Genomic DNA, 12,769 nt, shown 5'->3' with positions numbered 1-12,769 from the left:
ATGTCGGCGGATCCGCGTGCCACCTCGAACAAGGGCTTACCGTGCGGGGCGACTCTCCCTCGGCGGTCGCGGGTCATTCCTTCGGCCCACGTCGGTGGCCTTGCTCGGGCTGGCCCAGCTGCGGGCGGACACTTCTCGAGGAGGAGCAGCAGCAGCACGCATGTTGCCCGTCAGGTGACGTGGTTCTGCGGACTGGAGAAGGCAGAACCAGCTGGCGGCTCGTCGCAACAGTCGTGGACGAATGTTCATTGGTGCCCGCCGCTCCAGCGTGGTGGGCGGTCGCAGTCCGGATACGCACAGCCGCGGTCGCGGATGTGCAGGGCGCGGCGGAGCGGCCCGGTGGCCAGCCGGCGGGCGCGGCCGGTGTCGAGGATCTGCCCGGCGCTGCCGAGCACGATGGGCAGGATGCGGGCGTCGCAGGCCAGCCGAGATGGCCTCGACGGTCGCCGCGATCACCGCGGCCTGGCGCGCATCGGTGTGGCCGTCCAGCATCGCCTGCTCGATCGCCGGCCGCGCCGAAGCGGCGGCCGCCTCGGCGAGCTCCCGCGCCGGCTGCGGATCCAGCATCAGCAGGCTGCGTAGCCATCCGGCCGTGGAACGGTGGCCCTGCGCTGCGGGCAACCCGCGGGTGGTGGCCTGCCGCACCAGCCGCGCCTGCAGGACGACAGCGGCCTGCTGCAGGCGATGCGCCGCCCGGAGCAGGTCGGTGAGCTCGTCGTCGGACACTGGCCACACCGGGGCGGCGGCCAGCTTCGCCGCGTCCTCACCCACCTGCTCCAGCTCCGCCAACATGGGGACTATTCTCGAACACCCGTGCCATTTAGGGGGTTGGTGTGGGTAGCTCTGTGGAGATTCCGCCGTGGCAGAGGTGGATCATTTCGATGAGGTTGTCGAGGTCGGCGTAGCCGTGGGCGCGGCGTTGGATCAGCCGGATGCCGGCGTTGATGCCTTCCACCAGCGAGTTCGACAGTTGGAGGTGGATGGCGTTGAGGATTCCGTCGCGGTGCCGGCGTAGCCGGCGGGCCAGCGTGACGAACGCGGCGATGGTGCTGCGTCTGGCCCGGTTGATCCAGCGGCGCAGGTGCTCGGCGGCCTGGTCGGCGGGGAGCTGGTAGAGCAGCCGCAGGTCTTCCTTGAGGCGCCAGGCCCGGTACAGCCGCGGATGCCTACGGCGTAGTTGCTCGATGATGGCGGCTCGCAGCGGGTCGTGTTTCTCGGCGGGCTGGCGCAGGGCGCCGCGGACCTTCTGCAAGGTCGCGGCGTGCGTGAGCCCATCCACGCTGATCTTCACATCCTGCTCGCGGCTGGTTTGATAGGCCAGATCGAGGGCTTCGCCGGCCCATTTGATCACGTGAAACGGGTCCAGGCAGATCGCGGCGTGCGGCACATGTTTGATCGTGGCTTTGCGATAGATCGGGGTCATGTCCATGCTGACCGCCTCGATCCGGGCCCGGCCGGCGGCACCGAGAGCTTCAAAGAACTCGCCGAATACGTGCTGGCAGCGGCCCTCGCCGACGAACACCACCCGGCCGGTGTCGTGGTCGGCGACCACGGTCAAAAACTTGCGGCCCTTGCGGTAGGCGATCTCGTCCACCCCGATGCGGTAGATCCCGTCAAGCCGGGGCGTGTCGAGGTGTTCATTGACGAGTCTGGCTACAAGCGCGTCCACCGTTTCCCAGGTCGTGCCCAACAGGTGCGCGACCGCCGACTTGGACATGCGTTTGACCAGCCAGGCGGCCATGTCCTCGAAGTCACGGGTATGCCGGGCGGCCGGGCGCGCCCACGGCATCCACTCACTGCGGACCCGCCCGCAGCCGGCGCAGTCGACCCGCCGGATCTCCGCTTCGATCAACACCCGCCACCGGCCGAAATCGACATGACGCCACCGCCGACGCGAGCTGTCATACCGGGCCTGGCTGCGTTTCCCGCACGGACACACCAGATACGCCGCCCGCAGCCGCACCCGAACGATCATCTCCGTGCCGGTGAAATCGACATCATCGACGACCGTTCCCTTGAACCCGAGCAAACGGTTGAGCACAGCAGCGGCGCGCACGTGGATCCCTTGTTCGGCTGGCCTTAGCAACCGTCGAACGAGCCCCGATCCCTTGCGCGCCGCCCTTTTTGTGCGCTTCTAGCCCTCCCGGACTACCCACAACAACCCGCTAATCGGCACACCCGTACGACAATTTGGTTGGCCGGCGGGGCCGCTTCGGAGATCCATATTCGCCATCTGAAAGCGGCCGGAACTCCCCACCCGACAAGGGTCCACCACCGCGTACGCAAGTAGATACCGAACGTTCTTTCCGCTAGAGTGGCTGCATGACGCGCGGTGCACGTGAAGACCGGCCCTCGGAAGCTCGAACCAGGCTCCTCAACACAGCGATCCGGATCTTTTACGCCGAGGGGATCCACCCGGTCGGCGTCGATCGCGTCATCGCCGAGGCGAAGGTGACCCGCGCCACCTTCTACCGGCATTTCCCCAGCAAGGATGACCTCGTCGTCACCTACTTGCGCGAGGTCCACGAAATGGAACGGCAAGCAGCCGAGGCGGCCGTCGCTGCCAACCCGGCGCCGGCCGACGCCCTCCTGGCCATCGCCGACAACATCGCCGCGAACATCAAGTCCCCGGGCTTCCGCGGATGCGCCTTCCTGAACGCCGCCGCGGAGTTCCCGGACGTCGAGCATCCCGTGCACCGGCAGGTCATCGCCCACCGGCAGTGGTTCCTGGAAACGCTGGAGACGTTGATGGCAGGGGTTGCCCAGGACACATCGGACGCCGCGGCCCGCCACTTCGTCATGCTCCGCGACGGCGCCATGGCCGCCGGCTGCCTTTTCGACCCCGCGCTGGTGGTCGAGACCTTCCTCCGAGGGATCGAGGGGCTGGTCCGGATTCACAGCCAGCGCCAGCCCGCAGCCTCGAGAGGCTGAGCGTTCAGGGCAGAGAGAGCGCGCGAAAGCGGCTCAGCGCCTGTAGGTCTCCAGCAGGCGCAACCACACCTCGCTGAGGGTGGGAAGGCCGGGACGGCGTGCCAGAGCCGGTCGAGCGGCACCTCGCCGACGACGGCGATCGTGGCGGCGTGAAGCAGTTCGGCCACGTCCGGTCCGACCACGGTGAAACCGACGATCACCTTGCGGTCCTCATCGACGATCATCCGGGCGTGGCCCTGAACGCGTGCCGGCCCCACGCGCCGGTGTCCACCGGCTCGCCCTTGGCCCGGGCCACGATCGCGTCACCCAGCACTCGAGCCTGGTACTTGCCCTGGTGCGTGAGCAACGCTCGCCGGTTCACGTCGCCCGCCGCGTACAGCCACTCCCCCGCACCGACGACGCGCAGCGCGTCGTCGACCGTCAGCCACGAGCCCGGCGGGATACCGATGCTGTCGAGGACGATGTCCTGGGTGTTCGGTGCCCGGCCGATCGCGACCAGCAACTCGCCGGTCAGCGTGATGTGCACCGTACCGGCCCTGCACCAATCACCACCACGTCGTACGCGATGTTGTCCATGTCAATTTCCTTTGGCGGTACGGCCGAGCCGGGTTGCGGCGATGAGGAAGAAGATGGCGCCCGGGATCGCGTAAGCGACCGCGGTGGTCAGCTTGGGATCGGTGGCGGAAGCGGCCGCGACGAACGACAGACCGGCGAGCACCGAGAGGCCACCACTGATGATCATCGGCCACTGGCCGCCCATCTTGCGGCGGGTGACGGCCACGAACAGCTGGACCAGCCCGGCCACGACCGCCCAGGCACCCCAGACGCGCAGCACGGCGGAGATGCCCGAGGAGCCGGCGAAGGCCAGACCGAAGGCGGCGAGAAGGCTGACCGCGACGTTCACGTACAGCAGTACCGGCGATCCGGTGGAGCGGGAGGCGCGGGCGTCGATGACGGCGGCGGCCACATCGACCAGCGGATAGATCACCAGGAGCGTGGTGGTGAGCGCGGTGAGGTCATCGGCGACCGTGAACGTCACACCCGCCCAGACGAGGGCGAAGGCGGCCCGCGTGAAGTACAGCCGCCGCAAGGCGGCCGCCGTCGTCGATAGACCGGAGGCGGCAAGGATGGTCATGGTCATTTCCTCCCGGTGACTGCTGAGCGAGCGGACATCTGGCGGGCGCCGAGGGCCGGCCATCGCTCAGCAGAACGAACGTTCTGTCTCAATCAACGATGGCGATGCCGCCGGGCATTGTCAAGACCGAACGTTCTATCCGCTGCTTCGTCACGTCAAACCCCACACGACCGAGGCCGGTCGACGGAACGTCAGGCGCTCCGGACGGTCGAGGTCCTCCGGCGGCTGCCGGCCTTGAATCCGGCTAGAAGGGCGGCGGCTCGTAAGGAATCTCAACCGGGAGAGTGACGGCTTCGTCAGAGATCTCGAGACCGAAACGGGATCCGTACGTCTCGATGCTCGTATCGTTCGGCACGGCGATGGTGATCATCTGGAGCTGTTCGCCTGGCCGGTCGTACCCGGCCGGAGGAGCACCGACCCGGGCCAGTGCGTCAACGCTCGACCAGATCTTCGTTCCCGGTTCCTCGCCGGCCAACGCGGGGAAGTCCAGCACGGAAAACGATTCCAAGGCGTCGTCCACAAGAGAATCGTCAACGAATACCGTGAACTTCTTGTCGGCGCCGAAGATCGCCTCGCGGAGCGTGCCATGTAGAAGGAATCTCCTCAGATCCTCGCCGGCCGGCTCCCACTCGTCCGATGCGACCTCTCTGCAGAACACCCGTCTCTGCGGATCCTTGAGATCGACGGCCCAAAAATAACCGTGCTGATTCTCCACCCAGAACGTCAGCATGCCGTCCGGATCCGGAGAAAGATCGGCAAATGCGATCGGATGATCCTGGAAAGTGACCGGCACTGTGGCTCGTGCCGTGACCGCATGCCAATCGGCCAGCTCGGACGGCACGGCGAACCCCACCGGGACGGCTCCTGAACTCGCGGCGGGCACCAAGCCATACCAGCGACGCAGGAACTGGCCGACGCCACCCGCTACCAGCGACCGAGGTTCATCCACGCCGGCAAGCCTACGTCACGGTTACCAATGCGTGGGTGCCGGCGAGCCATTGCCTCGCCGGCACCCACGCGCCAATCAGAGTTCGTTTCCGGTGAATTTACCCAGGAACTGTCCGGCCTTGTTGTAGATCCACATTTCGGCGCCTTCGGGAAGTGCGTCCTCAATCGGTTTGACCGGAGGTCCACCGGGCCTTGTATAGGCGGCTCCGGTACAGGACGTACAGATTCCCTCAGGGTGGTTGATGTAAAGCACGCCCTTCTTCAGCTTGTTGAGGCGCATGTACGCGGCCGCCTGCATCTCGACGTGATGGAAGTTCGTCCCCGTCATGCCGGGGACGCGGGCACCCATGTCATCGACGAATCCACCTTGGCGGGGGCCGCTCGCGAACGGCACCTCGTCCACCTGAATGTCCAGGATGCCCGAGGTGACGGGCTTCATCTCCTCGTTGAGGACGAGCTGGCACTCGGTCGGACCGACGTTGTGCACGAGGACCGGTGTGGTCCCCGCTACGACGTAGTAGGTGTGCAGGTCGTCGACGGTGAGGTCGTAGGTTCGTTCCTGGTTCTCATACGACCGCACCGCGGAGAGCTGTACGTAGGTGCCCGCCGCGGTGCGCAGCAGTTCGCCCTTGCGGAGATCGACGGCGTCGACCCACGCCTTGCGGGTCTGCGACCAGAACGGGTGGTGGTCGGTGGTGGTGATGGTGTGCTGTTCGCCGTCGGAGCCGGTGACGGTGACGTCGACGAACTGCTCGTCGTCGTCGGTTCGAATGGTGTGGGTGACCTGCCGGTCGACGGTCTCGCCGGTCTCCGGGTCGGTGGCCACGACGGTTTCGCCGGGTTCGACCTGCTCGATCGGCTTGCTGGTCCCGTCGGCCAGCAGCACCGCGGTACCGGCGACGAAGCTGTGCGGAGGGCAACCCGATCCGCCGCCTGCTTCCTTCTTCGTTTTCGCCTTGGCCTTGGCGGCCAAGGCTTTCGCCTTCGCCTGAGCCTCGGCTGCTGCCTTCTTGGCGGCTCTCTCCGCCGCCGCGCGTGCCGCCGCGGCCTTATCCGCTGCCGCCTTCGCCGCCGCGGCCGCCGCCTGTTTAGCCGCCTTGGCCGCGTCTTCGGCGCCCTTGATGATGGCCCTGGCCCACTTCAACTCCTGGAAGAAGGTGACCACAGCCTTGCCCGCTTTGAAGATCGCCTCGGCGATCTTCTTGGCCTTGAAGATCTTGCCCCACGGCAGCGCGCCCACGACCATCGAGACGCAGGCGACCAGGTCACCCTTGAGGCAGTTGAGGATGTCGTTGATCCCGAGGAACTCCATCAGGATCTGGCCGCCGGCCTCCAGGATCACGTCGAGGGTGCTCTTGGACTGCAGCTGGTTGGCCTTGGCGAGATCCTCCGGCGACGGCCCCTGGACGGGTGCCGGTGCGGCCGCCGCGGAGGCCGTGGGCCCGGCGTCGAGGACCATGCCGGTGGGGTCGCTGAACGCCAGCGGGTTGTTCGAGGCGTACGGGTAGGCAGATGTGGCACCGGTGCCGGTGGGCATCGCGTCCCGGCTGTCGAACCTGCCGGTGCCGGGGTCGTAGTTGCGGGCCCTCAGGAAGTAGTTGCCCTTGCCCGAGGTGGAGTCCTGGTAGGCGCCGGTGTACTGCATCGGGTTCTCGATGCTTTGTTCCGGCATCTGCTGCCCGGCTAGCGTGGGCCCGACCCGAGGCCGACCGAACGGGTCGTAGTCGTAGCCCTCTTCCACCGCCCCGGTCGGCGACAGCATGTTCGCGGTGCCGCCCAACCAGTCGTGGGTGTAGGCGTGCACCCCGCTCGCCGGATCCAGCAAAGCCAGCGGTTCGTCGTCCGGCCCGTAGGTGAAGCCGCGCTTCTCGGTGACCGCGCCGTTGCGCTCGACGGTGTCGATCGCGATCTGCGGCAACGTGCCGGCCACGTCCCACGACCAGCGCTGGGTCTCCGACTGAGCCTGGAACGTCGAGGTCGAGGCGACCCGCAGGCCGGCGGCGTCGTAGTCGAACGTCGTGGACTGCCCCGACGCCAGCGTGGCCTCGGCCAAGGTGTTGTCCAGGTTGTACTCGAACCTCTCGCCACCCGCCTTGATCTGGTTGCCGCCGGCGTCGTACTTGTACTCCGTCTCGCGCTCGTGACCCGGACCGTCGAGTTCCTCCTCGACCAGCTGATCGGCGTCGTCGTACTCGTACTCGGTGACGTCGTTGCCTGCCGTACCGGTCCGGACCTGCTTGGTCCGGTTGCCTACGAGGTCGTACTTGTAGTCGATCCGGCCGACCGGCTTGACCGTCTTGTCGGTGCAGGACGCCACGCCGTAGCAGGCCGACATGACCCGATCCGCCTCGTCGTAGCTGTAGGCGACCGACTCGGCGACACCGCCCCGCGTGGTCACCACCCGGCTGGGGTTGCCGACCTTGTCAAGTGTCAGGTCGTATTGGGAGATCGGGTCCTGTACGCCCGGCACTGCCTCCCCGGTGCGTTCGGTGCCGATCGACGTGAGACGTCCCGCGTCGTCATACACACGGTTCTCGGTCAGGCCGGTAACGGCCGGGAATGTGGTGGTGGTCCGGCGGCCCGCCACGTCGTAGCCGAAGCTCCACGTGGAGCCCTTCGTGGTCAGCGAGGTGATCCGGCTCGCTTGGTCATAGTCGTACGAGACGTCGGTGCCGTCCGGATACTGGCGGCTGGTGATGTTGCCGCGCGCGTCGTACATGTACCCGAAGGTCTCGTCCGCCCGACCGGCCTCCTTACGGGTGACCGACTTGATCTGGTCCTCGTCGTCGTAGCCGACCTCGCGCACGCCGAGCCGGTCGCCGTACGAGGTGATCCGGTCCTTGGCGTCGTACCCCCAGCTGTAGACCGGGCCATCGGCGCCTGTGGTCCGTTTGGCCAGGCGGTTGACGATGTCGTACTCATCGACGATGGTCCGCTTCGCGAAGTCCTTCGGGCTGAGATCGTCGAGTTCCTCGTTCTTGTCGAGGGTCAGCGTCTGGACCCGGTTGCCGTCCGCGTCGTACTTCGCGTACGTGCTGCGCCCGATCGGATCGGTGCTGCGGATCAGCCGCCCGGCCTCGTCGTAGTAGACCGTGGTCCGATTGCCCCGCGGGTCGGTGACGGACGTGAGCATCCCGTCCTCGCCGTACCCGTAGAAGGTCGACTCTTCCTCCGGGTCGTCGTCGTCATACTCGGCGTTCGGCGCCGTGACGGTCCGCGTCTGGTCGTCGTCGTTGTACGTGTAGTGCGTGGCGTGACCGTTGGCGTCGGTGCTCGACACGGCCCGGTTCAGCGCGTCGTACTTGGTGGTGGTGACGTTGTCGAGCGCGTCGATCGACTTGACCTCGTTGCCGGCGAGGTCGTACTCGAAGTGTGCGGTGAACCTTTCCTTGTCCGCGCCCGCGACGTTCCCGCGCGGTTCCGTGACCGAGGCCAGCAGACCGTCGTCGGTGTACTCGAAGCTGGTGACGCCGCCGGTCGCCGAGATCTGCTTGATCTTGTTCCCGGCCTGGTCGTACTCGGTCTTCGTCTGGGCGCCGCCGGTGTCGGTGATACTGGTCTGCCGCCCGGACTTGTCGTACGACATCGCCGTCGTCCGGCCGAGGCTGTCTCGCACCCCGGTGACCAGGCCGCTGTTGGCGCGCTGGGACGCCGACGACTTACCGAACTCGTCCACCGTCTCGACGCTGCGGTCCAGGTCGTCGACCCGGAAGTCCTTCACCGACACCTGACCGTTCGGATACGGCCGGCGCATCTGGATCAGGTTGTCGTTGTGGTCGTACACGTACGTCGAGGTGAAGTCGGCCTTGGTGGCTCCCGGCACGTTGCCGCGCGGCGAAGTCACCGACTCGACCAGGCCTTTGGCGTTGTACTGCCAGCTGGTGACCAGGTCGGCCTCATGCCCCATGTCGATCGCGGCCGTCGCCCGCCGACCGGCGGCGGTGTACGTGTACAGCATCGTCCGGCGTGCTTCAAAGGTCGCCTTGGGCAGGCCGTTGTCGAAATACGTGTACGAGACCGAGACGCCACCGGGGGTCGTGGTCTTCTTCAGGCGACCGGCGGCGTCGTACTCGCTGGTGTTGGGGTTCTTCTTGCCCGGCGAGTACACGGCCACCATGCGGTCCAGGTCGTCGTAGACCGTCCGGGTCGTGTAGTTCTCCCTCTTGGCCCCGGCCACGGTGCCCCGCGGATCGGTGACCGCGATCTGCCGGCCCACCTTGTCATAGCCGTACTCGACCCGGCGGCCTTCGGGTGTGATCGACGCCTTGGTCAGGCCCGCGTTGAGTGCACCGGCCGGGATGTTGTCCAACCGGCTGACCTTGCCGCGCTGGTCGATAACGGTCGTCTGCAGGCCGCGCTCGTCGAACGTCGACGTGATCGAGTTGCCCTCGGGGTCGGTGGTCTTGACCAACTCGTCGAACTCGTTGTACTCGTCCTTCCACGTCTGCCCGTCGGCGTCGACGTGGGTGGTCGGGTGGTTGCGCGCGTCGTACTGCGTCTTCTCACTGAACCGCCGACCGGGTGCGAACTGCTCGATCAGGTTGCCGGCCGCGTCGTACCGCGACTCGTGCTGGTTCTGGTTGGCGTTGACCACCAGGTTGCGGTTCAGCGTGCCGTCATACCGGTGGTTGTTGGTGTCGCCGTTGCCGCGCTGCGAGTACAGCAGCACGTTGCCCTTATATCCGTCCCAGACCACCACGTTGTCCGCGTCGGTGGTCTTGGCCTCCTGCTTCGTCGCGTCCCAGGCAAAGGTCGTCGCCGCGCCCAGGGCGTCGAGCTGACGTACGGTCCGGCCAGTCTCGCCGTACTCATTGGTCAGCGTCACCACCCGGCGCGGGTCGATCACCTGGGTGAGCAGCCGAGCCGCGCTGTACTTGTACTGCCAGTAGCCGCCTGCAGCGTCGCGTACCTTGGTGAGCAGTCCGCCGGTGTAGGAGAACTCCGACTTGCGGCCGTCCGGCAACCAGATCGACTCGATCAGACCGCCGGCCAGCTTCACCACCGCCTGGTGCCCGGACGCGTCGGTCACCGTGACGCTCGTGTCGGTGTGCGCGAACCGCAGCCCTTGCCGCCGCGCGTTCAATATGGACGTCAGGCGGCCCTGGGCGTCGAAGGTGAACACGATGTTGTCCCGCGTCACCAGCTCCCAGCCGTCGCTGTTCTTCCGCAGCGTGGACCGCACGCCCGGCGGCCGCACGTAACCGTCACCGTTCGCCTTGAACAGCGTGTCCGAGCCGTCCTCGGCCCGGACCAGGGCACCGTCGTCGGTGACGGTGACTTTCAGGTCGTACGCCCAGGCCCAGCCCGGTCCGAACGCCGACGCACCGGTATTCAACGACGAGTAGGCGCGGCCCGACGAGAACGGGATCCCGAACGAATTCATGGCGAGGTCGCTGGTGCTGAGGGTGAAGGCGCCCGTGCCGGTGTTCACGCCGGTAGCCCGGACCGCCTGGCTGGCGTCGGTCATGCCCAGCGCGACGGAACACCCGCAACCGGCGGCCTGCCGATCCGGGATGGCCGGCGGGTCCACGGTCGTACGCGGCTGCGCGTCCTCCGAGTTCGCCGACGGCACCTCGCCGTCCGGATACAGCGCGGTGATCGTGACGAAGTACCGCTTCGTCGCGTCCAACTGCCATCCCTCGGTCGCGCCGAGCGACTTGCAGAAGGTGCGCAGCTCGCCGCAACCGTCGTTGCCGAGCCGGTCACGGCCCAGCACGACAGATTCCTGCCTAGTCTGCGAGTCGGTGTCGTAGAGGTCGACCCGCCACTCGTCGAACGCCTGATCCTTCAGGTTGAAGTAGGCCACCAGCGAGGTGTCGCCGACCACGAAACCAGGCCGCAGCACCACGTCGGTGAACGCCTCACCCGGCGGCGCCGCCGCGGCGCGGGAGACCTCGGACTTGCCTACCTTTTCGGCCTTGCCACCGGCTTCCACCAGCGGCGGTACGACCGGGGGCCGCTGATTGTCCGGGACGCCGGCGTTCCTGGCCGCTCCCGCCGGAAGTCCCCGCTGCTGAGGTGCCTGACCGGCCGTGACAGTCGGAACGTCGCCCGGATCAGCGTGCGCCGCCACATCCGCGGGCGGCGCCAGGGTAGCGACAAGAAGGAACGCACTGAAGCCCGCCAGCCAGCGAGCCCGCACGTAACGACGCGCGAACGACATGAAGGCCTACCTCCCCCGTGAGATGAACAGGGAAGATAGAAACATGTAAAGATATCGATCTAAAAGATCTGTCGTTGATCTGTCACTAGCCAGCAAGCCGCGGATCGCCGGAGTGGACGGGGTATCTGACTATCAGCGACGACGGTGACCATGCGGACGATGACCGCCACTGAGGCGAGCTATTGAACCTACGCCGAATCGAACGTACCGCCGGTATCCTCATTTGCCGCCGATGAAGCGCGGCGCCTGGACTTCCGGGCCTGGTCCGGCGGTCTTGATCATGCCTGGGTGCGCTCTGGCGACCCTTACCTTGTACTCGCCGACCCCTGAACGTAGCGGCGCCTCTCGTCACGCAGGCACTGGACATACTCGTCCTCGTTCGCCCGGGTTCTCAAGGTCAGCTGCGATCATCTGCTGCCGATGACGGCGAGCTGCCGCCCTTCCCGGTCAGGCCGGCGGTGGCCTTGGTGCGTGGTCCGCTCTGTTGCCCTTATCGTCATCGCCACCCCGAGCGATCCAGGCGTGGTCACAACCTGTCGGCGCCTGACAGCGCAGCTCAGATGCCATGTCTTACCGCCGAACGAAGCTGGAAGAACCGCCTGTCAGGGCCTGACAGGCGGTTCGGGTAGTGCCAACTCGGTGGGCCGAACGTTGCAGCATACGAGCCGCCACGGTGTCGTTATAGGCGATCCGATGTCATTGCATCGGGTAAGGCGCCAAGCACAGACCGCGCTTTAGCGTTTACGGTTCTTCCGTCGCCTGGTTTTGGACAGCTTCCGCTGCCAACGCTACGTTACCTTCGTATAGAAACATGGGTCTCGATGTCAATGTCAGGTCAGCGTGTTGGCTAGGTGAGGTCCGATGTAGCCAACGTAAATTAGACCATTGCGGCGTGACGCATCGAAAAAGTGCATGCGCGGAGCAATCGTCGTCGAGTTGCCCAATCTAATGTGTGCACCCATAAATATTTGGCGACTCGGGTCGACTGATTCTGGTACCGGGAAGACCCGCGTTGCTGAAAACTTGGCACTGTTGCGCACGGTGGATGATTCGTCACGAGCGACTTTTCCGGCAGAGATCGCATACCGCCCATTCGGCGGAGACTCACACCAGGTTTTGAAATCACCGGCAAATTCGTTATTGGTCGACGCTGCGGCGTAGTCAGCCAGTGCAAGTAGTCCCTGCCAGCCGGTCTGGGCCCACGCCGAACTCTGCATCTGTTCGTCGAGGTCTAGGCAGGTTTCCATGTTCCCTGTGAACAACAGGCGGTCGGCTAACCCGTCTAAGCGATCCAAAAGGTCCGCAAAGGAAGTCGGAAGTGGCGGCGGTGCTTCCACTGGCGAATAGGCAAGGTCGTACATCTGCGCCTCGACTAGGCGCCGCTGCAGCTCCCGCACCGTCGTGGTCCGGCGCTCAAGCTCGGCTTGGGCAATCTCTAAATCTGCAGCAAGGTCCAGAACTTGTTCCTGGTGGCGAGAGGTAGCCTCCCGCAGTTGCTGCTCGGTATCGTCGGCGATCGCCAGCAACTCAGTCAACGTCTTCACCTCGGCACGGAGACTTGCCGACTCCGCCGTCGGTATCTCACGTGTCGG

Annotated in this window: 8 protein-coding genes and 1 pseudogene; 1 reads left to right on the top strand and 8 read right to left on the bottom strand. The window is 66.1% G+C overall.

The genetic code is table 11. The features are described 5' to 3' along the window. Positions 1-36: 36 nt before the first annotated feature. On the bottom strand, positions 37-792 hold the full coding sequence (locus tag HH310_RS45945; RefSeq protein ID WP_396027579.1) for a hypothetical protein: 756 nt from the start codon (positions 790-792) through the stop codon (positions 37-39). Between the two features lie 28 nt (positions 793-820). Then, positions 821-2,056: an ISL3 family transposase gene (locus HH310_RS42150; protein ID WP_169181391.1), complete on the bottom strand. Its 1,236-nt coding sequence runs from the start codon at positions 2,054-2,056 to the stop codon at positions 821-823. A 266-nt stretch (positions 2,057-2,322) separates the two neighbouring features. Here HH310_RS42150 and HH310_RS42145 point away from each other — a divergent pair, with 266 nt between their 5' ends. Beyond that, entirely contained in the window at positions 2,323-2,931 is a 609-nt protein-coding gene (locus HH310_RS42145; protein WP_169181390.1) for a TetR/AcrR family transcriptional regulator, read from the top strand. On the opposite strand, the gene HH310_RS44600 is transcribed toward HH310_RS42145, so the two are convergent. The 6 genes and pseudogenes from HH310_RS44600 to HH310_RS42120 form a co-directional block, all read right to left on the bottom strand. Continuing rightward, positions 2,895-3,155, bottom strand: coding sequence for a hypothetical protein (locus HH310_RS44600; RefSeq protein WP_248294960.1), 261 nt, complete (start codon positions 3,153-3,155; stop codon positions 2,895-2,897). The two genes, HH310_RS42145 and HH310_RS44600, sit on opposite strands and share 37 nt — an antisense overlap. Then, complete coding sequence (locus HH310_RS44595) at positions 3,152-3,457, bottom strand: hypothetical protein (RefSeq protein ID WP_248294959.1); 306 nt, start codon at positions 3,455-3,457, stop codon at positions 3,152-3,154. The genes HH310_RS44600 and HH310_RS44595 overlap by 4 nt, the downstream gene beginning before the upstream one ends. Before the next feature lie 51 nt (positions 3,458-3,508). Continuing rightward, on the bottom strand, positions 3,509-4,066 hold the full coding sequence (locus HH310_RS42135) for a hypothetical protein (RefSeq protein ID WP_169181389.1): 558 nt from the start codon (positions 4,064-4,066) through the stop codon (positions 3,509-3,511). Between the two features lie 244 nt (positions 4,067-4,310). Then, positions 4,311-5,015 carry a hypothetical protein gene (locus HH310_RS42130; RefSeq protein WP_169181388.1) on the bottom strand — a complete coding sequence of 235 codons (705 nt, stop codon included), beginning with the start codon at positions 5,013-5,015 and terminating at the stop codon, positions 4,311-4,313. Positions 5,016-5,090: 75 nt separating this feature from the next. Beyond that, positions 5,091-11,177, bottom strand: a complete 6,087-nt coding sequence (locus tag HH310_RS42125) for a polymorphic toxin-type HINT domain-containing protein (RefSeq protein WP_169181387.1) — start codon at positions 11,175-11,177, stop codon at positions 5,091-5,093. Positions 11,178-12,007: 830 nt separating this feature from the next. Next, positions 12,008-12,769, bottom strand: a pseudogene (locus tag HH310_RS42120) (hypothetical protein); the annotation flags it as partial.

Source organism: Actinoplanes sp. TBRC 11911 (genome assembly GCF_012933445.1).
Lineage (GTDB): Bacteria > Actinomycetota > Actinomycetes > Mycobacteriales > Micromonosporaceae > Actinoplanes.
Note: the sequence above shows the minus strand (reverse complement) of the source record. Positions and strands in the feature narration are given on the sequence as shown.

What these genes read in the sequence shown, in the direction of transcription:
- HH310_RS45945 (WP_396027579.1), bottom strand. Translation starts at nt 792, where the DNA reads ATGTTGGCGGAGCTGGAGCAGGTGGGTGAGGACGCGGCGAAGCTGGCC.
- HH310_RS42145 (WP_169181390.1), top strand. Translation starts at nt 2,323, where the DNA reads ATGACGCGCGGTGCACGTGAAGACCGGCCCTCGGAAGCTCGAACCAGG.
- HH310_RS44600 (WP_248294960.1), bottom strand. Translation starts at nt 3,155, where the DNA reads ATGATCGTCGATGAGGACCGCAAGGTGATCGTCGGTTTCACCGTGGTC.
- HH310_RS42135 (WP_169181389.1), bottom strand. Translation starts at nt 4,066, where the DNA reads ATGACCATCCTTGCCGCCTCCGGTCTATCGACGACGGCGGCCGCCTTG.
- HH310_RS42125 (WP_169181387.1), bottom strand. Translation starts at nt 11,177, where the DNA reads ATGTCGTTCGCGCGTCGTTACGTGCGGGCTCGCTGGCTGGCGGGCTTC.